The organism is Pseudomonas mercuritolerans, from assembly GCF_025706525.1.
In the GTDB taxonomy this organism is placed as follows: Bacteria; Pseudomonadota; Gammaproteobacteria; order Pseudomonadales; family Pseudomonadaceae; genus Aquipseudomonas; species Aquipseudomonas mercuritolerans.
Map to the genome: position 1 here is coordinate 745,134 of NZ_JAMSHA010000002.1, position 20,393 is coordinate 765,526.

18 protein-coding genes are annotated in these 20,393 nt (G+C 60.4%); 5 read left to right on the top strand and 13 right to left on the bottom strand.

The window, feature by feature from the left end; translation table 11 throughout:
• Positions 1–30 precede the first annotated feature (30 nt).
• The 4 genes from gltP to ND528_RS08180 all read right to left on the bottom strand — a co-directional run bounded on the left by gltP (position 31) and on the right by ND528_RS08180 (position 3,068).
• Positions 31–1,362, bottom strand: coding sequence for a glutamate/aspartate:proton symporter GltP (gene gltP, locus ND528_RS08165; RefSeq protein ID WP_197889884.1), 1,332 nt, complete (start codon positions 1,360–1,362; stop codon positions 31–33).
• A 715-nt stretch (positions 1,363–2,077) separates the two neighbouring features.
• Positions 2,078–2,542: an inhibitor of vertebrate lysozyme family protein gene (locus ND528_RS08170; RefSeq protein WP_263470067.1), complete on the bottom strand. Its 465-nt coding sequence runs from the start codon at positions 2,540–2,542 to the stop codon at positions 2,078–2,080.
• Between the two features lie 2 nt (positions 2,543–2,544).
• Positions 2,545–2,709: a DUF1328 domain-containing protein gene (locus ND528_RS08175; protein ID WP_003177151.1), complete on the bottom strand. Its 165-nt coding sequence runs from the start codon at positions 2,707–2,709 to the stop codon at positions 2,545–2,547.
• Between the two features lie 74 nt (positions 2,710–2,783).
• Positions 2,784–3,068, bottom strand: a complete 285-nt coding sequence (locus ND528_RS08180; protein ID WP_024014979.1) for a hypothetical protein — start codon at positions 3,066–3,068, stop codon at positions 2,784–2,786.
• A 428-nt stretch (positions 3,069–3,496) separates the two neighbouring features.
• Here ND528_RS08180 and algB point away from each other — a divergent pair, with 428 nt between their 5' ends.
• Positions 3,497–4,843 (top strand): sigma-54-dependent response regulator transcription factor AlgB, encoded by a 1,347-nt coding sequence (gene algB / locus ND528_RS08185; protein ID WP_024014980.1) that lies wholly within the window; start codon positions 3,497–3,499, stop codon positions 4,841–4,843.
• Between the two features lie 10 nt (positions 4,844–4,853).
• Positions 4,854–6,644: an ATP-binding protein gene (locus ND528_RS08190; protein ID WP_071173949.1), complete on the top strand. Its 1,791-nt coding sequence runs from the start codon at positions 4,854–4,856 to the stop codon at positions 6,642–6,644.
• On the opposite strand, the gene ND528_RS08195 is transcribed toward ND528_RS08190, so the two are convergent.
• From ND528_RS08195 to ND528_RS08225, 7 genes are all read right to left on the bottom strand, one after another.
• Positions 6,641–8,254 carry an EAL domain-containing protein gene (locus tag ND528_RS08195; RefSeq protein WP_263470068.1) on the bottom strand — a complete coding sequence of 538 codons (1,614 nt, stop codon included), beginning with the start codon at positions 8,252–8,254 and terminating at the stop codon, positions 6,641–6,643. The two genes, ND528_RS08190 and ND528_RS08195, sit on opposite strands and share 4 nt — an antisense overlap.
• Before the next feature lie 75 nt (positions 8,255–8,329).
• Positions 8,330–9,112 (bottom strand): N-acetylmuramoyl-L-alanine amidase, encoded by a 783-nt coding sequence (locus tag ND528_RS08200; protein WP_137214532.1) that lies wholly within the window; start codon positions 9,110–9,112, stop codon positions 8,330–8,332.
• Between the two features lie 101 nt (positions 9,113–9,213).
• On the bottom strand, positions 9,214–11,229 hold the full coding sequence (locus ND528_RS08205; protein ID WP_263470069.1) for a GGDEF domain-containing protein: 2,016 nt from the start codon (positions 11,227–11,229) through the stop codon (positions 9,214–9,216).
• Positions 11,226–12,104, bottom strand: a complete 879-nt coding sequence (locus ND528_RS08210) for an endonuclease/exonuclease/phosphatase family protein (RefSeq protein WP_024014985.1) — start codon at positions 12,102–12,104, stop codon at positions 11,226–11,228. The genes ND528_RS08205 and ND528_RS08210 overlap by 4 nt, the downstream gene beginning before the upstream one ends.
• A gap of 14 nt (positions 12,105–12,118) precedes the next feature.
• On the bottom strand, positions 12,119–12,760 hold the full coding sequence (locus ND528_RS08215; RefSeq protein ID WP_137214536.1) for a thiol:disulfide interchange protein DsbA/DsbL: 642 nt from the start codon (positions 12,758–12,760) through the stop codon (positions 12,119–12,121).
• Between the two features lie 199 nt (positions 12,761–12,959).
• Positions 12,960–13,571 (bottom strand): c-type cytochrome, encoded by a 612-nt coding sequence (locus tag ND528_RS08220; RefSeq protein ID WP_122506337.1) that lies wholly within the window; start codon positions 13,569–13,571, stop codon positions 12,960–12,962.
• 30 nt (positions 13,572–13,601) lie between these two features.
• Positions 13,602–13,907, bottom strand: a complete 306-nt coding sequence (locus tag ND528_RS08225) for a c-type cytochrome (protein ID WP_016772347.1) — start codon at positions 13,905–13,907, stop codon at positions 13,602–13,604.
• A 191-nt stretch (positions 13,908–14,098) separates the two neighbouring features.
• Between ND528_RS08225 and yihA the strand changes: the two genes are divergently transcribed.
• A complete protein-coding gene (gene yihA / locus ND528_RS08230) occupies positions 14,099–14,743 on the top strand; it encodes a ribosome biogenesis GTP-binding protein YihA/YsxC (RefSeq protein ID WP_263470070.1) in 645 nt (214 codons plus the stop codon).
• Between the two features lie 413 nt (positions 14,744–15,156).
• Here yihA and polA read toward each other — a convergent pair whose 3' ends face one another.
• Entirely contained in the window at positions 15,157–17,961 is a 2,805-nt protein-coding gene (gene polA / locus ND528_RS08235; RefSeq protein ID WP_263470071.1) for a DNA polymerase I, read from the bottom strand.
• Between the two features lie 74 nt (positions 17,962–18,035).
• Here polA and ND528_RS08240 point away from each other — a divergent pair, with 74 nt between their 5' ends.
• Together ND528_RS08240 and ND528_RS08245 are read left to right on the top strand one after the other, a co-directional pair.
• The gene (locus ND528_RS08240; RefSeq protein WP_024014988.1) at positions 18,036–18,326 is read left to right on the top strand and encodes a DUF2782 domain-containing protein; all 291 of its coding nucleotides are present in this window, start codon (positions 18,036–18,038) and stop codon (positions 18,324–18,326) included.
• A gap of 58 nt (positions 18,327–18,384) precedes the next feature.
• Positions 18,385–19,338: a homoserine kinase gene (locus ND528_RS08245; RefSeq protein WP_263470072.1), complete on the top strand. Its 954-nt coding sequence runs from the start codon at positions 18,385–18,387 to the stop codon at positions 19,336–19,338.
• A gap of 128 nt (positions 19,339–19,466) precedes the next feature.
• Here the strand turns inward: ND528_RS08245 and ND528_RS08250 are convergent, their stop codons facing one another.
• A complete protein-coding gene (locus ND528_RS08250) occupies positions 19,467–20,387 on the bottom strand; it encodes a zinc ABC transporter substrate-binding protein (RefSeq protein ID WP_263470073.1) in 921 nt (306 codons plus the stop codon).
• Between the last annotated feature and the right edge of the window lie 6 nt (positions 20,388–20,393).

Consider the following 20,393-nt stretch of genomic DNA (forward strand, 5'->3'; position numbering starts at 1 on the left):
CGAGCAGGCTCGCTCCCACAGGGTTTTGCATCAGTTCTTGGAAATCTCGCCAGCCGGCAGTTTTTCCTTGCTGCGCCAGTGCGGCAGGGAGTTCCAGTAGCGCTCGCCCTTGGCGTCGTCGTACATGCCTTCCCAGCGCGCGATAACCAGCACCGCCAGGGCGTTACCGATCACGTTCAGTGCGGTACGCGCCATGTCCATGATGCGGTCGACACCAGCGATGAACGCCAGGCCTTCCAGCGGAATACCCACGCTGCCCAGAGTGGCCAGCAGCACTACGAAGGACACACCCGGTACGCCGGCGATGCCTTTGGAGGTGACCATCAGCGTCAACACCAGCAGCAGTTGCTGGCTGATCGACAGGTCGATGCCGTACAGCTGGGCAATGAAGATCGCCGCGATCGACTGGTACAGGGTCGAGCCGTCGAGGTTGAACGAGTAACCGGTCGGTACCACGAAGCTGCAGATGGCTTTCGGCGCGCCGTAGGCTTCCATCTTCTCGATGACACGTGGCAGCACGGTTTCCGAGGAAGCGGTGGAGTAGGCCAGCACCAGCTCATCCTTGAAGATGCGCATCAGCTTGAGCACCGAGAAGCCGAACAGCTTGGCGATCAGGCCCAGCACGACGAAGGCGAAGAAGGCGATGGCGACGTAAACCAGGATCACCAGTTTCGCCAGCGGCAGCAGCGAGGCGAAGCCGAAGTTGGCCACGGTCACCGCGATCAGGGCGAACACGCCGATAGGGGCGTAGTTCATGATCATGTGGGTGACTTTGAACATGCTTTCCGAAACGCCCTGGAACATCTTCACCAGCGGCTCGCGCAGGTCCGACTGCAGGCTCGACAGGCCGAGACCGAACAGCACGGAGAAGAAGATGATCGGCAGCATTTCGCCGCGAGCCATGGCCGCGAAGATGTTCGACGGGATCAGGTTGAGGATGGTTTCGATGAACGCATGTTCATGCTGCACTTCGGCGGCGGTCGCCTGGTACTTCGAGATGTCGACCGTGCCCAGAGTGCTCATGTCGATGCCGGTGCCCGGATGGAACACGTTGGCCAGCACCAGGCCGACGACGATGGCGATGGTGGTGACGATCTCGAAATAGATGATGGTCTTCAGGCCGATACGCCCGAGCTTCTTGGCGTCGCCGACGCCGGCGATACCGACGATCAGCGAGGAGATGACGATCGGGATCACGATCATCTTGATCAGACGGATAAAGATATCGCCTGCCGGTTGCAGGACGTTGCTGATCCACCAGGCCTTTTCGGCACTGAAGTGGTTGAGCAACGCACCAATTGCAATCCCCAGAACCAGACCGATGAGGATCTGCCAGGCGAGGCTGATTTTTGCCTTCTTCATTATCTTTACCCTTACTTGCGTTTGACTCAGGCACATGCAGGAACTGGAACGCTCATCAGCGGAAAAGTCTGTGCATCTGCCTCCGTATAAGGTGCCCCGAAGCGCGTGTTTACGGCTCTTCGGCAGGCGAAAAAAGGCGCAACTATTCCGATGCAAGGTGGCGCCGTCTAATGCCGTAAACGCCTACCCTATGCCTAATCGGCATGAGCTTTTTCATTTGAAACTGGCGTCCCAAGCGGTTCGATTGTGACATTTGTGCCGGCATAAGCGCCGTGAACCGGCCATTACAGCGTGACCTGGTTAAATTTTGCACAGGCAAAACCGGCGGAAATTTCCGGAAAAAGTCTGAATCGCAAGACTAGAAGTCACACGGAACGAGCGCGATCTTTGTCGATATACGGTCGCCAGGAAACACCACGAAATGTTTTCCTCGCAGTGTCGACGATTGAAAAAAGGAATTTGGCGTGCTGGATCAATGTTTTAGCTGATTCAAAGCCCAGCGCAGATTCGTCAGACCACCGGGTCGACGAACCTGCGGCGCAGCTTTTACCCTGACCCGGCCCTTGCGCAGGTACTCCCTGTACCCGTAGGTCACTCCGACCCTGTATCAGTCAGAACGTCCCGGCCCCCTGGTCATGCACCGACCCTCATCGGGCGGTGCAATGGAAAGCAGCGGGGCGCTGCTTTCGTGTTCGAAATCTTTGCGCGTCCTGCATCAGTACCACTTCGGATCTTTCTTCAGGGTTTCCATCAGCAGATCCTGCATGCCCTGATCGGGTTTGCCGAAGAAGCGATAAGTCGCGTGTCGCGTCGGCGACTTGTCCTGCGGCAGACCTTCCGGCACATCGACCAGCATGGCGTAGGCGTCATCCTTGTCGAAGCTGAAGGCAACGATCAAGCGGTGATTCAGGCACTTGTCCTGACTCTCGCAGAGCGGCCCGACCAGATACTTGTCGCCATCTTCCGTAACGGCATGCATCTGTTGTTCGGAGGTTCCTGACAGGTTGATCACCCATTCCGGGACGCGCTCTTCCTTTTTGATCACGCCTTCCCAGGTTTCACGGTACTGCGCGTCGGAGGCGAGCAGTTCGTTGACCCGGGTCTGGCCGTCATTGGCCGCCATGGCCATGGCACTGCCGCCCAGAAGCAGGGCGGCGGCCAATGTCTTGAGACCGATCATCGTTAACCTCGGCCGCGACGGCCAAAGAAGAAGGAAGCGATGAACATCACCAGGAACACGACAAAGAGAATCTTGGCGATACCCGTGGCGGTGCCCGCGATACCACCGAAGCCCAGAACGGCGGCGATGATGGCAATGATCAAGAATGTAATTGCCCAGCTCAACATGGTGATTCTCCTTACTTCTCTATTTAGGGGTGTTTCCGGTTTCCGGCGCTACGCGCCCGAATGTGTTCAACGGCTTAGAAAACCCAGCGCTCTTCCCGTGGCAATTGATCCAACGGTTGCGCCTGGTCGACATCGATCATGTGCATCGAAGCGTTTTCAGCCTGGCTGCTGCTCACGGCACTGAAGTGCGTTTGAGTGCTGTGCTGCATCGAAATCAGTGGCTCGGGCTTACGGCTGTTTTCCCAGCTCATGTACTGCTGGCAGACGATCAGGGTGATCAGCAACGCCAGTACACCGAACAGACCTTGCTGGATCTGCAGTGGCGAAATACGTACTTGGGCGGCGATTGGGCGAGTCATCCTGTGTTCCTCACGCTTGTTCTGTTGGGGCAGTGCTGTTCTGCCCGGGCTGAGTGAGGTATTGCAGCCTGCATGCCAGTTTTTTCATCTGTGAAAAAATCAATTAAAACAATGAGTTATGCGTGGTTGAGAAATTTCCTAAGACGCATCCTGCACGATGGCTCTTCTGCGGTCGTGCGCAATGCACGATTATTTCGTGGGAAATTTCGATGATATGGAATTGCTACCGGTACGCAGATGTCAGAAGAGGATGCAGGATCTGCCCTGCAAAACGCAGAATGTCTTAAAACTCAACGAAATCAATGAATTGGCCGTTATGGCAGTAGAGAGCTACCCTCCTATGGCTGGTATCGTTCAGAATCAACCATGCAACTTGCCCGATTTTTCCGGGACTAACCCAAGACTAATCACTATGGAGCGTAGGAAAAATGGAATCTGCCACTGAGCAACAAGGCCGCATTCTGCTGGTGGACGATGAATCCGCCATCCTGCGTACGTTTCGTTATTGCCTCGAAGACGAAGGCTATACGGTAGCCACCGCCAATAGCGCAGCCCAGGCCGATGCTTTGCTGCAACGTCAGGTCTTCGATCTGTGCTTCCTTGATTTGCGCCTGGGCGAGGACAACGGTCTCGACGTCCTCGCGCAAATGCGCATTCAGGCGCCGTGGATGCGCGTAGTGATTGTCACTGCTCATTCAGCAGTCGACACCGCGGTTGACGCCATCCAGGCCGGTGCCGCCGATTATCTGGTCAAGCCGTGCAGCCCTGATCAACTGCGCCTGGCCACCGCCAAGCAGCTGGAAGTGCGCCAGCTCTCCGCGCGCCTTGAAGCGCTGGAAGGCGAGATCCGCAAACCGAAAGACGGTCTCGATTCCCACAGCCCGGCGATGAAAGTCGTGCTGGAAACCGCACGGCAGGTCGCAAGCACCGACGCCAACATTCTTATCCTTGGCGAGTCCGGTACGGGTAAAGGTGAACTGGCCCGTGCGATCCACGGCTGGAGCAAGCGCGAGAAGAAATCCTGCGTGACCATCAACTGCCCGTCGCTGACTGCCGAGCTGATGGAAAGCGAGCTGTTCGGCCATAGCCGTGGCGCGTTCACCGGCGCCAGCGAGAGTACTTTGGGTCGGGTCAACCAGGCGGACGGCGGTACGCTGTTTCTCGACGAGATCGGCGACTTTCCGCTGACTTTGCAACCCAAGTTGCTGCGCTTCATCCAGGACAAGGAATACGAGCGGGTCGGCGATCCGGTCACTCGCCGTGCCGATGTGCGCATCCTCGCCGCCACCAACCTCAACCTCGAAGACATGGTCCGCGACGGACGCTTCCGCGAAGATCTGCTCTATCGCCTCAACGTCATTACCCTGCATCTGCCGCCATTGCGCGAGCGCGCCGAAGACATCCTGACCCTCGCCGATCGCTTCCTTGCACGTTTCGTCAAAGAGTACGCACGCCCAGCGCGCGGCTTCAGCGATGAGGCGCGCGAAGCACTGCTCGGTTATCGCTGGCCGGGCAATATCCGCGAACTGCGCAACGTGGTCGAGCGGGCCAGCATCATCTGCCCGCAGGAACGCGTGGAAATCAGCCACCTGGGCATGGCCGAACAACCGGCCAACAATGCGCCACGGGTCGGCGCGGCACTGAGCCTGGACGAGCTGGAGAAAGCGCACATCGGCGCGGTGCTGGCCACCGCCGGCACTCTGGATCAAGCGGCGAAAACCCTCGGCATCGACGCCTCGACCCTGTATCGCAAACGCAAGCAGTACAACCTGTGAGCACTGCGCGATGAAACTGGCGATCAAGCTGCGCACGCGCCTGTTCCTGAGCATTTCTGCGTTGATCACCGTGGCCTTGCTCGGGCTCTTGCTCGGGCTGGTCAGCGTGATGCAGATGGCCGGGTCACAGGAAGCGCTGGTGCGCAGCAACTTCGTCACCCTGGATCTGGGCCTCAAGCTGCGCCAGACCCTCGGTGATCAATTGATCATCATGCTCGCCGAAAAACCCGATCCCGTTGCGTTCGAAGCGTCCAAGCAGCACTACTTCGAGTTGCTCGACCAAGGCATCGCCCAGCAGCCGGAGGGCGATGACCAGCCTTACGGTTTCCGCCAGGCCAAGGCCGACTACCTGAACTTCCTCGCCTCATTCGACGTGACCGCCGAAGCGGCGAAGAACGCGAGCACCAGCGCGGATTTCCGCGAGCGCTTCAACATTCTGCGTAATGGCCTGATTGCTGAGCACAAACATGCGCTGGAAACCATTAACGCGGTCCAGCACGCTGCCCGTGAACGCGCGTTGCTGATTGCCGGGCTGCTTGGCCTGGTCGGGCTGGCGGTACTGATCATCGGTTTCGTCACCGCCCAGGGCATCGCCCGACGCTTCGGCGCGCCGATCGAAGCGCTGGCCAAGGCTGCCGACAACATCGGCCAGGGCAACTATGACGTGACCCTGCCGATTTCCACGGCCATGGAAGTCAACCTGCTGTCGCGACGCTTCGGCCTGATGGCCGAGGCGTTGCGCGAACACCAGGCGATGAATGTCGACGAACTGTTGGCCGGTCAGCAGCGCTTGCAAGCGGTGCTCGACAGTATCGACGACGGTTTGTTGATGATTGACCGCCAGGGTCAGCTCGAACACCTCAACCCGGTGGCTCAGCGCCAGTTGGGCTGGGAAGACGATCGACTGGGCCAAGGCTTGGGCACCGCACTTGGGCGCCCGGAGCTGGATGCGCAACTGCAATTGGTCCTGCGCGGCGGCACGCTGGAGCGTGCGCCGGAAGATCTGAGTATCGAAGTCGATGGCGAATCGCGCCTGCTGACCTACAGCCTGACGCCGGTCAGTCATACCCAGGGGCATATTCTCGGCGCGGTGATGGTGCTGCACGACGTCACCGAGCAACGCGCGTTCGAGCGCGTGCGCAGTGAGTTTGTCTTGCGCGCTTCCCATGAACTGCGCACGCCGGTCACAGGCATGCACATGGCCTTCGGGCTGTTTCGCGAGCGGGCGAAATTCCCGGCTGAATCGCGCGAAGCCGACCTGCTGGATACGGTCAACGAAGAAATGCAGCGCCTGATGCAATTGATCAACGACTTGCTGAATTTCTCGCGCTACCAGAACGGTCTACAGAAACTCACCTTGGCGCCATGTTCCATTGAGGACCTGCTGGAGCAGGCGCAACTGCGCTTTGCCGACGTGGCTGCGGCCAAAGGTGTGGCGCTGAACGTCGAGATTCAAGGCCCGCTGCCGAGGTTGCAGGCTGATCAGGCGCAACTCGATCGGGTCCTCGACAATCTGATCGACAACGCCTTGCGCCATACCGCCCGCGACGGGCAGATACGTCTGCAGGCGCGCCGGCATGGCGAGCGGGTCATCATCAGCGTCGAAGACAATGGTGAAGGCATCGCCTACGGCCAGCAGGGGCGGATTTTCGAGCCGTTCGTGCAGGTCGGGCGCAAAAAGGGTGGCGCCGGGCTCGGCCTGGCACTGTGCAAGGAAATCGTCCAGTTGCACGGCGGGCGGATGGGCGTTTATTCGCGGCCGGGGCAGGGCACCCAGTTCTACATGGCGCTGGCCGTTTAGGCTTCGTCGTCCATACGCCGCGCGGCGAGGCGCCTGCCGCGGGTGATCAGTTCGATGAACTGCACGGCGCTCAGTGCGTGGGCGAACAGCCAGCCCTGACCGAACTTGACCCCCTCACTGCTGAGCAGTGCGGCTTGGGATTCCAGCTCGATGCCTTCGGCAATCACTTTCAGGTCCAGCGCCTGCGCCATGTGAATGATGTGCGGAGCGACGCCGCTGCTCGCCGCGTCATGGCCGAGCGCATCGATAAACGCCTTATCGATTTTCAAACAGTCCACCGGCAAGGTCTGCAGATAGGCGAGGCTGCAATAGCCGGTGCCGAAATCATCGATCAGCACCTGATGACCAACGTCTCGCAAGGCTTGCAGGTTCTCCCGCGCCACCACCACATCGATCAGCCCACGCTCGGTGACTTCGAAGGCAATCTGCCGCGCGGCGACACGGTGCAGCGCCAGCAGGCGCGCCATGACCTGGCCGATGCGCGGCACCATGACATCGCAGGCCGCGAGGTTCACCGAGATATACAGCTGCGGGTTGGCGCGCAGTAACTGGCCCAGTTGTTCGAGCAGACGCTGCAAGACGAAGTCGGTCATCTGCCGGATCTGCCCGGTGTTCTCCGCCATGGGAATGAACAGGTCGGGGCTGGTCAGCGTGCCGTCCGGGCGCCGCCAGCGCAGCAGCGCTTCGGCGCCGACGCAGTTGCGGCTGTCGAGATCGAAGATCGGCTGATACAGCACCTGCAACTCGCCCCGGCGGATCGCCCCGTGCAGCTCGGCATCCAGCGACTGGCGCTGACGCACCAGTAGCAAGGTCAGAAAGCCGACAACGGCCCCGGCGATCAGGCACACCGGCAACAGCCACCACCACACCGCCGGGACGTGCATGCCCGTGCGCGGCGTGATCAGCACCAATTGATATTCCGGGTTGTCGGTGGGCATGCGGTAGATCAGCCGCGTTTGCGTGACTTGCAGCGCATTAGGGCTCTTCGGTGGCCAGGGTTCGGTCGGTGGCCAGGTCTGTGCTGTGCCGAGCACCGGAATCGCGCGAGTGCCGTGATCGAGCACCACCAGCAGGCTGCTGCCTGGCGACAGATCGACCATGTCGGTTAAATGTCCACGCGAGGTAGCGACACGAAAATTGCCGCGACCGAGCATCAGCGCCGCGCGGTTTTCATCGGGTTCGGTGGTGGTGTTCAGCCAATAGCTGTAGGTCGGGCCCTGAATGTCCGGCGCGCGCACCAACGACAGACCTTCCTGGCGCGGACGGTTGGAGCAGAACCGCGAAGCGTCCATATATGCGGCTTCGTAGACGAAGCGGTAGTTGAAGGTGACTTGCTGCAAAGTCGCGATCATTTCTTCGTCGCAGCCGCGCAAGGGCTGGGCTTCAAGGTCGTCGAGACTTTCGCGCAACTGGCCGAACAATTGTTCGAGGCGCGCGAGGAAGCGCTCGCCTTGGGCGTTCATTTCCTGGCTCTCGCGCATTTCCATCTGGCGCATCGCCGCGAACATACCGCCGGCAATCAGCAGGCTGGCGCTGAGGACAGCCGCGATCATCGCCAAAAAAACAGGGCGATAAAACCAGCTACGCAGCGTCTCTCGGGTCGCAGCCATCAGGGATTTTCCGAAGAATTACCATGAGTTATAGCTGCTGATTGCGATTTCGCCCTGACCGTCGGGCGGGCGTCATTATTTTGTCTGATTGAGAACCAGAAGAAGTGCTGCGGTTTGCGCATCCGGCGTGCCGTCAAAGCGGGCAGGGCGGTAATGCATCTGGAACGCGGCGAGGACGTGGCGCGTGGCGACGTCCAGCTCGCCGGTCTGCGGTGTGTCGTAACCCAGGCGCGCGAGTTGCGCCTGGAACCAGCCGATCTCCGGCAACGGGTTGCTGTTGAAAACCGCCTGCTGACGCGCCACTGCTTGCTCGTTCGGCCACAGGCCAAGGCCTTCGGCGGCGAGACGTTTCCAGGGGAACAGTGGCCCCGGGTCAAGCTTGCGCAACGGCGCGATGTCGCTGTGACCGATGATGTGCCGCGGGCTGATGCCGTTGCGCTTGCTGATGTCCTTGAGCAGGGTGATCAACGACTGGATCTGCGCTTCGCTGTACGGATACCACAGGCGCCCGGTCGGTGTGTCCTTGTAGCCGGGATTGACGATTTCGATGCCGATGGAACTGGAGTTGAGCCAGGTGCGGCCCTGCCACTGACTTTCGCCGGCGTGCCAGGCGCGCTGGTTTTCGTCCATCAGCTTGTAGATCGTGCCGCTTTTGTCATCGCCGATCAGGTAATGGCTGCTCACGTCGCCATGGGTCAGCAATTGCAGCGAGCGCTCCAGAGACGCCGAGGTGTAATGCACCACAACGAACTGGATGCGGCTGTCGTAATTGGCCGAAGGGTGGCTGGTGTCATAGCGCGGACCGCTGGCGCAACCAGCGAGGACGAGCAGCGAGGCAACAAGGGCGAGGACTTTCATGGCAGAGGACGATACGCTGAAAACGATAATGCAACAGTGTAACGTACGGATTTGCTCAGAGTCCGCCAGCGGGCGGATTTAAACAAAATGGAACAATTGCCTTAGCCGAGCTCGACTCGGTTGCGCCCGGCGTTTTTTGCTCGGTACAGCGCCTGATCGGCTCTTTTCAGCACCAGATCGCTGTGTTCTCCCACCCGGAATGACGCGAGTCCCATGGAAATGGTGATAGTCACTCGCTCGCCCTTGAAATGAAACGGGCAGGCTTCGATCGCCGCGCGCAGGGTTTCCAGCAGTTTCGCGCCCACCGCTGGTGGCGTCGCCGGCAGCAACAGCACGAACTCCTCACCGCCGAAACGGGCGATGAAATCCGAGCCGCGCAGGCGTTTGCGCAATACCGTGGCGATGATCTTCAGCACTTTGTCGCCGGCCAGATGGCCATAGCTGTCGTTGATCCGCTTGAAGTGATCGAGGTCGAGCATGGCCAGGCTGAGGGTGTTGCCGTGCTGCTGCCATTGCTGGATTTCATGCTCCAGGCGTTCGCTCCACGCCGCGCGGTTGGGCAGGCCGGTCAAAGGATCGATCAGGGCTTTCTGCCGCTGCTCTTCAAGGTGTTCACGGAAGCCCATGGCTTCCTGCTCCATATGCGCCACGCGCTCCGACAGGCTCTTCAACCTTGCGGCGACTTCCTGCTCGCGGGCGTCGCGCTGCTTCTGGTGCTGGTCCATCGTTCCCAGCAGGCCTTCCAGATGATTCTCCAGCACATGCTTGAGGTCATCGAGGTCCGCCGCTTGCTGGACGCTGCTCTGCAAGCCGTCGACCTGCTCGCGAATCTGCGTGTCCATGGCCCGCGCCGCCGAGCTATTGTCGGCATGCCCTTCGCTGGCCGCTTGCAGGTTGCTCTGAAACGCTTCGAGGCGTTCGTTGAGTTGTTGCAGATAGGCTTCGAATTCGTGCTGACCGCTGTCGGTAATCGCCAGCATCAAAGTCGCGAGATCGTCGAGGATCGGCAACAGTTCGTACCAGTTCAGCCCGTGTTTGAGCCGCTCGCGCATGGCTTCGGCTTGCGGCCGGTGGCGCTCGGGCAGGGTCAGGTCGTCGAGGAGACCGATCAGCGTGTCTTCGATATGTCTGGCCACGGAGCTGTAGGACGGCTCCGGAGAATCCGGCAGCGCGAAGAGGATGTCGTGCTCCGACTGCTCCGGGTCGATGGCGGCCAAGGCCTGAGCAATCGGTTCGGGCAGGGGCAGGCTATCGAGAATCAGCGGCGACGGATCGCCGGGGTGGATCAGTTCATCGGGGTTAAACGCCTCGGTTGCTGGCGCAGCGACGGTCATCTCGGTGTCAGGGGCTGGTTCAACCTGCACTGGCTCGGCTTCAACGACGACCACAGGCGCAGCGAACGCAACGACTTGCGGCTCATCAGGCGGTGTCTGGGCGGGCGTTTCGATGACGGTCTCGGGCGCTGCGATCGTTGGCTCCGCGTTGGCCACCGGTGCCGATTGCGCAGGCTCCGGTTCAGGTTGCCGGGCTTCGACCGGTTGCGGCACTGATGTTGCTGGTATGTCGGCCGCCGGTGCAGCAGCTTCCTCACCGTCACGGCTGCCAAACAAACGCTGCAACAGCCCCGGCCGGCCCGGCTCGGCCGGCGTCTCCAACTGACTCAAGGCCTTGCCCTGCAAGCCACTGAGTTCGCTCAACAGCAGCGGCATTTCCCGTGCCTGACCGACGCGACTGTCCAGTTGTTTGGCGAATTTCTTCAGCGGTTGCGCGACTTCGCGTGGCAATGGCAAGGCCTGCAACTGGGTGACCAGCGCGGTCAGCGCGGTGCTGACCTGATCGATGCGGGTCTCACGGCGCTGCTCGGAGTCGAGCACGGCTTTTTCCAGACGCGGCAGCAGGGCGGCGAGGCCGGCGTCCATGTCATCGGTACGCACGACTTCGCGCATTTCCTTCATGCACTGATCGACGACCTTGTCGGTGCCCTCGGCCGCCAGCGTGCTGCGCACCAGACCGCGCCGCAGCAGGTCGAGTCGCGCGGCCCAGCGGCGTTCGAGCTTGTCCTGCTGTTCGATGCTCTTGAGGTACTTCTCTTTCCAGCGCTGGGCGTCGTCGCTCATTCACAGGTTCCGCGAGGGGCAGGGCTCAACGCGGGCAATGCGTCGGCCGTGAGCGAACCCGGCAGACGAATTTCCACCGCGACCGGCAGGTGATCGGAAATGGGCTGGGCCAGCACCTCGACCTTTTCCAGGGTCAGGGTCGGGCTGAGCAGAATATGATCAAGGCAACGCTGTGGGCGCCAGCTGGGGAAGGTCGCTTCCACCTGCGGGGCCAGCAGGCCGAGATCGCGTAATGGCGAGTGTTCGAGCAGGTCGCTGGCATGGGTATTCATGTCGCCCATCAGCACCTGATGCTTGTAGCCGCTGATCAAGTCACGAATGTAGGCCAGTTGCAGGCTGCGCGTCCGTGCGCCGAGGGCCAGGTGCATCATCACCACCACCAGTGCCTCCGGACCTTCGCCGAAGCGCAGCAGGATCGCGCCGCGACCTTTCGGGCCGGGCAGCGGGTGATCCTCGATCGCCCACGGCTTCAGGCGACTGAGCACGCCATTGCTGTGCTGGGCCAGTCGACCGAGGTTGCGATTGAGTTGTTGATACCAGTAGGGAAAGGCGCCGAGGTGGGCCAGATGTTCGACCTGATTGACGTAGCCCGAACGCAGGCTGCCGCCATCGGCTTCCTGCAGCGCGACCAGATCGAAGTCGCCGAGCAGGTCACCGATCTTCTGCAGATTGCCGGAACGCCCGGTGTGCGGCAGCAGATGCTGCCAGCTGCGGGTCAGGTAATGCCGATAGCGCTCGGTGCTGATGCCGACCTGGATGTTGAAACTGAGCAAGCGCAGACGCTGGTCTGCGGGCAGGCCCGTAGACGCCAGGTGATGTTCGTTGACCTGCGGATCATGCAGGCCAACGATGCGTTCGGACTTCCAGCGGCGCATGGCGAATGCCGCGCTTAGTTGGCAGCAGCCTTGTTCGCCGCTCGCTCTTTGGCGACCAGATCGTCAGCCAGCTTCAATGCTTGCTCGGCACCACCGGCAGAGCCGATGTCGAAGCGGTATTTACCATTGACGATCATGGTTGGCACGCCAGTGATTTCGTACTTCTTCGCCAGCTCACGGGCCTTGACGATCTGGCCTTTGATAGCGAACGAGTCGAAGGTGGCGAGGAACTTGTCCTTGTCCACGCCTTGAGTGGCGAGGAAGTCAGCCATGTCGTTCTTGTCGGTGAGCTTCTTGTGTTCTTTCTGGATCGCGTTGAATACCGCAGCGTGAACCTTGTGCTCGACACCCATGGCTTCCAGAGTCAGGAACATCTGGCCGTGAGCGTCCCATGGGCCGCCGAACATGGCGGGGATGCGTACGAAATTGACGTCGGACGGCAGTTTTTCAACCCATGGATTGATCACGGGTTCAAAGGCGTAGCAATGCGGGCAGCCGTACCAGAACAGCTCGACCACTTCGATCTTGCCAGGCACTGCAACCGGGACCGGGTTGGCCAGTTCGACATACGGGGCGGCAGGGGCTTCAGCGGCCTGGGCGGTCACGCCGAACAGGCTGGCAGCGACGAGGGCGGCGCTGATGATCAGATTACGCATGCTTTACTCCTGAACAATTTGGGTCGCCTCGCTCGACCTGTTGCGACACAGATCCTGGCGGGCATGAGTGCTGTAGTGTAACGGCAGCGGCCACAAAAAAGGGCGGCCGAAGCCACCCTTTTTATACTTGCTGCGAAGGATTAATCGAGCGTTAACGTGGCCGGCGCTGCGCGTCTCGTTCAGCCCTCGATTCAGGGCCTCAGTGCAGGCCCTGGATGTAGCTGGAAACCGCAGCGATGTCTTCGTCGCTCAGCTTGCGTGCGATGGTGCGCATGGTCATCGCGTCGCCGTCGTTGGCGCGACCGCCTTCTTCCTTGCGGAAATCGGTCAGTTGCTTGGCGATGTATTGCGCATGCTGGCCACCCAGATGGGGGAAGCCTGCTGCAGCATTGCCGGCGCCGTTCGGCGAATGGCAGCCGGTGCAGGCTGGCAGACCTTTTTCCAGATTGCCGCCACGGAACAGCGCTTCACCGCGAGCGACGATCTTCGGATCGGCGGCGCCGACGCTGCCTTTCTGACTGGCGAAGTACGCGGCGATGTCGGCCAGATCCTGGTCATTCAGGTTGGTCAGCAGCCCGGTCATTTCCAGCACCACGCGCTTGCCCGATTTGATGTCGTGCAATTGCTTGTCGAGGTAGCGTTCACCTTGACCGGCCAGTTTCGGAAAGTTTGGCGCCATGCTGTTGCCGTCCGGGCCATGGCAGGCTCCGCACACGGCAGCTTTGGCCTGGCCTGCTGCGGCATCGCCGGCAGCATGGGCGACACCTGAAATTCCCACGGTCAACAGCAGACTCACGATCAATTTGTTCATCAGCTAATCCAACTACGGCTAAGGGTTAAGTTATGGACCGGGCTTACTCTCGCTCATCCAAAGGATGATGGCCTGGTAATCCTCGGCACTGCAGTCCATGCACAAACCACGCGGCGGCATCGCCTTGAAACCCTGGGTCACGTGTTGCACCAGCGTCCCCATACCTTTCGCCAACCTCGGCGTCCAAGCTTCCTGATCGCCTCTTGCGGGCGCCATGGGTAGTTGGCCGGAATGACAGGCACCACAAACACGGTTGTACACAGCTTCCGGATCCTGTGTAGCCTGTGCGCTGTAAAGCGGCATCAAGACTCCGGCAGCCAGCAGCCATTTCGTCATAAAACGACCTTTTCAGGGTTGAGAGCGTTCTGCGTTCTAATGCGCAATCAAAGTCTGTCGCTCTCGTGAACTTCATCCTTCGCTGGGACAAAGCACACACAAAATCTGCGGCATTATATACTGGCGTCACTGAAACGGAAGCGACACCGCGTTCCGCGCCCAATCCCGGCGCCGCCCACATCGGAAATCCCATGCAACTCAAGAATCCCATCCTCGGCCTGTGCCAACAGTCCACGTTCATGCTCAGTGCCGCCAAAGTCGATCAATGCCCAGACGACGAAGGCTTCGAAGTGGCGTTTGCCGGTCGTTCCAACGCTGGCAAATCCAGCGCGCTGAACACCCTGACCCACGCCAGCCTGGCGCGCACCTCGAAAACTCCGGGTCGCACACAGCTGTTGAACTTCTTCAAGCTAGACGAAGATCGCCGTCTGGTCGACCTGCCGGGCTACGGTTATGCAAAAGTACCGATCCCGCTCAAGCAACACTGGCAGCGCCACCTCGAGGCTTACCTCGGTGGTCGGGAGAGTCTGAAAGGTCTGATTCTGATGATGGACATCCGCCATCCGATGACCGACTTCGACCTGCTGATGCTCGACTGGGCCGTCGCCGCCGGCATGCCGATGCACATCCTGCTGACCAAGGCCGACAAGCTCACCTACGGCGCAGCCAAGAACACCCTGCTGAAAGTACAGTCGGAAATCCGCAAAGGCTGGGGCGACTCGATCACCATCCAGTTGTTCTCCGCACCAAAACGCATGGGCCTGGAAGAGGCCTACACTGTACTGGCCAACTGGATGGAACTGGCAGACAAAAACACCGAGGCCGCTGCCGAGTAAATTCAGAATGGGGAAAATTGGTTGTAGTGTGGCCAGGCAAGGCGAAAGTAGGGCTAAAAAGCGGAGTTTAGGGAACCTAAATGAGCATTTTTAGCGATGCTTTTAACGCAGCATGGCCGCGCTACAGCCGATTTTTGGGCAAAAAAAGCCCCGGACTTCATTGGGGAGGGAGAAGTTCCGGGGTTCAAGTTCCGAACCGCTAGGGCGGGGTTCAGATATCTGCCAACACTTAACACAACATAGGAGCATCGAAGGGCTTCACCAGCCATTCAGTACCTCTGAGTGTTCCGCCGGCAGATTAGTTCAGATTTTTTTCAAAAAGCTTTGGAATAGCCTAAAGCGTTTTTCGATCTAAGCCGGATTTCGGCCGTTGCCGCGACGGCAGGTCGCGGCAACGCTTGAGCAAAAATGACTCAGTGCGCCTCATCCCAGTTGTTGCCCACGCCAACTTCCACCAGCAGCGGCACATCCAGTTTCGCCGCTTCGCTCATGTGCGTACGAATTTCGGCGCTGACCTGCTCGACCAGATCCTCGCGAACCTCCAGCACCAGTTCGTCGTGCACTTGCAGGATGACCCGCGCGTCCAGACCCGACGTCGCCAGCCAGTTATCCACCGCCACCATGGCTTTCTTGATGATGTCCGCTGCCGTGCCCTGCATCGGCGCGTTGATCGCCGTGCGTTCTGCTGCAGCGCGTTCCTGCGGCTTGTTCGAGTTGATCTCCGGTAGGTAGAGGCGACGGCCGAAGAAAGTTTCGACGTAACCCTGATCCGCCGCCTGCGCGCGGGTGCGCTCCATGTATTCGCGCACGCCTGGATAACGAGCGAAGTAAGTGTCGATGTAAGCCTTGGCGGTCTTGGTGTCGACGCCGATGTCCTTGCCGAGCTTCTGCGCGCCCATGCCGTAGATCAGACCGAAGTTGATCGCCTTGGCGCTGCGGCGCTGGTCGGAGGTCACTTGATCAAGCTCGACCTTGAATACTTCGGCAGCGGTTGCAGTGTGCACGTCGAGGTTGTTGCGGAAGGCGTTCATCAGGCCTTCATCGCGGGACAGGTGCGCCATGATCCGCAGTTCGATCTGCGAATAGTCCGCCGCCAGCAGTTTGTAGGCTTTGGGTGCGACGAACGCCTGACGAATGCGTCGGCCTTCGGCGGTGCGCACCGGAATGTTCTGCAGGTTCGGATCACTGGAGGAGAGGCGCCCGGTCGAGGCCACAGCCTGGTGATACGAGGTGTGGATGCGCCCGGTGCGCGGGTTGATCTGCTCCGGCAGGCGATCGGTGTAGGTGCTTTTCAACTTGCTCATCGAGCGGTGCTCCATCAGCACCTTCGGCAAGCGGTGATCGTCTTCGGCGAGTTTCGCCAAAACTTCTTCAGCGGTGGACGGCTGGCCTTTGGCAGTTTTCTTCAACACCGGCAGGCCGAGCTTTTCATAAAGAATCACGCCCAGCTGCTTCGGCGAGCCGAGGTTGAATTCTTCCCCGGCGATTTCGAAGGCTTCACGCTCCAGCGCGACCATTTTGTTGCCCAGCTCAATGCTCTGAATGCCCAGCAACTCGGCATCGACGAACGCACCCTGGCGTTCGATGCGCGCCAGCACTGGCACCAGCGGGATCTCAATGTCGGTCAGCACGCTGGCCAAGCTCGGAATCGCGCTGAGCTTGTCGAACAGGGTCTGGTGCAGGCGCAGGGTGATGTCGGCGTCTTCGGCGGCGTAGGGCCCGGCCTGTTCCAAGGCGATCTGGTCGAAGGTCAGCTGCTTGGCACCTTTGCCGGCGATGTCTTGGAAACTGACTGTGGTGTGGTCGAGGTACTTCTGCGCGAGGCTGTCCATGTCGTGACGGGTCGCGGTGGAGTTGAGCACGTAGGACTCGAGCATCGTGTCGAAGGCAATGCCGCGCACGCTGATGCCTTCACTCTGATCGCCGCCAATGGCGCAGTTGGCCAGAATGTTCATGTCGAACTTGGCGTGCTGGCCGACCTTGAGTTTGTTCGGGTCTTCCAGAATCGGCTTGAGTGCGCGCAGCACGGTGTCGCGATCCAGCTGCTCCGGCACGCCGATGTAGGAATGGGTCAGCGGGATGTACGCGGCTTCGTTGGCCTGTACGGCGAACGACAGGCCAACCAGTTGCGCCTGCTGCGCGTCGATGCCGGTGGTTTCGGTGTCGAAGGCGATCAGCCTGGCGTTGCGCAGTTTTTCCAGCCAGACGTCGAAGCGGGCCTGATCGAGGATGGTTTCGTATGCGGCCTCGACAGGAGCAACAGGTGCCTCGGCTTGCGGGGCGCTGAACAGATCGCCCGCCGGCGCAGGTTCGGCCGCCGCGCTCAGTTCCAGACGCTTGGCATCGCGATCCAGATCATTGAGCCAGCTCTTGAATTCCAGCAGGGTGTACAGCTCGTAGAGTTTGGCCGGGTCTTCCTGGCCCATTTGCAGATCGTCGAGGCCGATATCCAGCGGCACGTCGACCTTGATGGTCGCCAGTTGATAGGACAGGAAAGCCATCTCCCGGTGCTCTTCGAGCTTGGCCGGCAAGGTTTTTGCGCCACGGATCGGCAGGCTCGGCACGATGTCGAGGTTGGCGTACAGCTCGGTCAGACCACCGTTGACGCCGACCAGCAGGCCGGACGCCGTCTTCGGGCCGATGCCCGGCACGCCCGGAATGTTGTCGGACGAATCGCCCATCAGCGCCAGATAATCGATGATCTGCTCCGGTGCGACGCCAAATTTCTCCTTAACGCCCTCCACATCCATCGAGCTACCGGACATGGTGTTGACCAAGGTAATGTGGCCATCGACCAGTTGCGCCATGTCCTTGTCACCGGTGGAGATGATCACCGGGCGATCGGCGGCCGCGCTGCTGCGGGCGAGGGTGCCGATCACATCGTCGGCCTCGACGCCGTCGACGCACAGCAGCGGGAAGCCGAGGGCGATCACGCTCTGGTGCAGCGGCTCGATCTGCACGCGCATGTCATCGGGCATGCTTGGCCGGTTGGCCTTGTATTCGGCGTACATCTCATCGCGAAATGTCCCGCCCTTGGCGTCGAACACTACGGCGAAGGGGCTGTCCGGGTACTGCTTGCGCAGACTCTTGAGCATGTTCAGCACGCCTTTGACCGCACCGGTCGGCAGGCCTTTGGACGTGGTCAGTGGTGGCAGTGCATGAAAGGCGCGGTACAGGTAAGACGAACCGTCCACCAGGACGAGGGGGGCTTGGCTCATGAGCAGGATCAACCTTTTCGGCGGGTCCGGGGCTAGAATAGCGGGACCGTTGACGACAAAGGGACAAGGTTATCATGCGTACGTTAAATCGCTTGCTGCTGGTCGGGTTGATCGCTGTCTCACCACTGGCCGCGATGGCGGCGGATGATGCGCCGGGCGGCGACCCCGAGGTCACCATTCGCACGGAGGGGGACAAAACCATTCAGGAGTACAGCCGGAATGGCTTCGTCTATGCGATCAAGGTCACGCCCAAGAAGGGCAAACCGTATTTCCTGGTGCGCGCCGATGGTTCGGACGCCAATTACATCAGATCCGACCAGCCGGATATGCTGATTCCGTCGTGGGAAATCTTTACCTGGAAGTAAGCTTCCCGATTTTTAATCGGCGTCGCCTGACTGCGGCGCCAAAACTGAGCAGTTTTCAATGTCTGTGTTCACTCCCCTGGCTCGGCCCGAGCTGGAAACCTTTCTCGCCCCTTATGGGCTCGGCCGTCTGCTTGATTTCCAGGGGATCGCCGCAGGCAGCGAAAACACCAATTTCTTCATCAGCCTGGAGCAGGGCGAGTTTGTCCTGACCCTGGTCGAGCGCGGCCCGGTGCAGGAGATGCCGTTCTTCATCGACCTGCTCGATGTGCTGCACGAAGCCGAACTGCCGGTGCCTTACGCCCTGCGCACCACCGACGGCTTGGCCCTGCGTGAGCTCAAAGGCAAACCGGCGCTGCTGCAACCGCGCCTGTCCGGCAAGCACATCAAGGTCGCCAACGCCCAGCACTGCGCCCAGGTCGGCGAGTTGCAGGCGCATCTGCACCTGGCGACCCAGGGCGAGCGCATGATCAAGCGCAAGACCGATCGTGGGCTGGACTGGATGCTGGAGGAGGGCACTGAATTTCTCTCGCACCTGAGCGATGAGCCGCGTGCCTTGCTGCAAAAGGCGCTGGATGAGATCGCCGAGCGCAAAGACAACATCCTCGCGCTGCCTCGGGCGAACATTCACGCCGACCTGTTCCGCGACAATGCGATGTTCGAAGGCACTCACCTGACCGGGCTGATCGACTTCTACAACGCCTGCTCGGGGCCGATGCTGTACGACGTGGCGATCGCGTTGAATGACTGGTGTTCGGACGAGGAGGGCGTGATCGATGGCCCGCGTGCGCGTGCGTTTCTCGGTGCCTATGCGGCGCTGCGGCCGTTCACGGCGGCGGAGGCTGAGCTCTGGCCAACGATGTTGCGTGTGGCCTGTGTGCGGTTCTGGCTGTCACGCTTGATCGCCGCCGAGCAGTTCGCCGGGCAGGATGTGTTGATTCACGATCCGCAGGAATTCGAGCAGCGCCTGGCGCAGCGGCAGAAGGTCAATACACCATTGCCCTTCGCCCTCTGAGTAGATTCGCCAAGCAAACATGAACCTGTGGGAGCGAGCCTGCTCGCGAAGGCGGCGGCCCGTTCAGCATTTTTGCTGACTGACCCACCGCTTTCGCGAGCAGGCTCGCTCCCACAGGGTTTGTGTTGTTACAACGATTCTAGGCATCCGGCCAGATCATTGCCGAGTTTTTCCAGGACCTGCTCATATCCCTGAGCGGTCGCCGGCGTATAACCACCCAGCGCATCCAGCTCGGCCAGTTTCACTGGCAAACCGGCCACCAGTGTTTCTGCCAGGCGCGGACGCAACGGTGGCTCGCTGAACACACAGGTCTTGCCCGTTTCCTGCAAGCGCTTGCGCATCGCCGCCACGTGCTGGGCGCCGGGCTGGACTTCGGCGGCTACCGCGAACACCCCGGCGTGCTTCAGGCCGTAAGCGTCTTCGAAATAATCAAATGCTTCATGAAAGACGAAGTACGGCTTGCCTTCGACATTGGCCAGACGCGTCTTCAAGCGCAGATCCAGCGCATCCAGACGTGCATCGAAGGTTTTGGCATTGCTCTGATAACGCTGGGCATTGGCCGGGTCGGCGGCGCTGAGGTCGGCGGCCATTTTGTCGGCGATCACCCGCGCATTGACCGGTGACAGCCACAAATGTGCATCCAGCGAGCCGGGGCGATGATCGTGATCATGCTCGTTGGCTTCTTCGGCACGGGAATGGTTGTCCGCGCCGAAATGCCTCAGCTTCAGCCCCGGCAGATCCTGCACCGCAACGCTCGGCAGGCTGCGACCGCCGAGCACGCGCGGCAGGAAACCTTCCATGTCCGGGCCGATCCAGTAGAGCAGATCGACCGACTGCACCTTCCGTACGTCGGACGGGCGCAGGGCGTAATTGTGCGGCGAGGCACCCGGTGGCAGCAGCACCTCGGGAATCGCCACGCCGTCCTGCACGGCAGCGGCAATCAACTGCAACGGTTTGATGCTGGTGAGCACTTTGACCTCGGCCTGAGCCGTACCGATCAGCAGAAAACTGGCAACAAAAGCCACAAAAACAGAAAAAAGTCGGGACACGATGAC

Excerpts from the sequence above, each read along its gene's own strand:
- yihA (WP_263470070.1), top strand. The coding sequence starts at position 14,099 with ATGCAACTCAAGAATCCCATCCTCGGCCTGTGCCAACAGTCCACGTTC.
- ND528_RS08215 (WP_137214536.1), bottom strand. The coding sequence starts at position 12,760 with ATGCGTAATCTGATCATCAGCGCCGCCCTCGTCGCTGCCAGCCTGTTC.
- ND528_RS08245 (WP_263470072.1), top strand. The coding sequence starts at position 18,385 with ATGTCTGTGTTCACTCCCCTGGCTCGGCCCGAGCTGGAAACCTTTCTC.
- ND528_RS08195 (WP_263470068.1), bottom strand. The coding sequence starts at position 8,254 with ATGGCTGCGACCCGAGAGACGCTGCGTAGCTGGTTTTATCGCCCTGTT.
- ND528_RS08190 (WP_071173949.1), top strand. The coding sequence starts at position 4,854 with ATGAAACTGGCGATCAAGCTGCGCACGCGCCTGTTCCTGAGCATTTCT.
- algB (WP_024014980.1), top strand. The coding sequence starts at position 3,497 with ATGGAATCTGCCACTGAGCAACAAGGCCGCATTCTGCTGGTGGACGAT.
- gltP (WP_197889884.1), bottom strand. The coding sequence starts at position 1,362 with ATGAAGAAGGCAAAAATCAGCCTCGCCTGGCAGATCCTCATCGGTCTG.
- ND528_RS08240 (WP_024014988.1), top strand. The coding sequence starts at position 18,036 with ATGCGTACGTTAAATCGCTTGCTGCTGGTCGGGTTGATCGCTGTCTCA.
- ND528_RS08210 (WP_024014985.1), bottom strand. The coding sequence starts at position 12,104 with ATGCGCCGCTGGAAGTCCGAACGCATCGTTGGCCTGCATGATCCGCAG.
- ND528_RS08200 (WP_137214532.1), bottom strand. The coding sequence starts at position 9,112 with ATGAAAGTCCTCGCCCTTGTTGCCTCGCTGCTCGTCCTCGCTGGTTGC.
- ND528_RS08220 (WP_122506337.1), bottom strand. The coding sequence starts at position 13,571 with ATGAACAAATTGATCGTGAGTCTGCTGTTGACCGTGGGAATTTCAGGT.
- ND528_RS08205 (WP_263470069.1), bottom strand. The coding sequence starts at position 11,229 with ATGAGCGACGACGCCCAGCGCTGGAAAGAGAAGTACCTCAAGAGCATC.
- ND528_RS08175 (WP_003177151.1), bottom strand. The coding sequence starts at position 2,709 with ATGTTGAGCTGGGCAATTACATTCTTGATCATTGCCATCATCGCCGCC.
- polA (WP_263470071.1), bottom strand. The coding sequence starts at position 17,961 with ATGAGCCAAGCCCCCCTCGTCCTGGTGGACGGTTCGTCTTACCTGTAC.
- ND528_RS08170 (WP_263470067.1), bottom strand. The coding sequence starts at position 2,542 with ATGATCGGTCTCAAGACATTGGCCGCCGCCCTGCTTCTGGGCGGCAGT.
- ND528_RS08180 (WP_024014979.1), bottom strand. The coding sequence starts at position 3,068 with ATGACTCGCCCAATCGCCGCCCAAGTACGTATTTCGCCACTGCAGATC.
- ND528_RS08225 (WP_016772347.1), bottom strand. The coding sequence starts at position 13,907 with ATGACGAAATGGCTGCTGGCTGCCGGAGTCTTGATGCCGCTTTACAGC.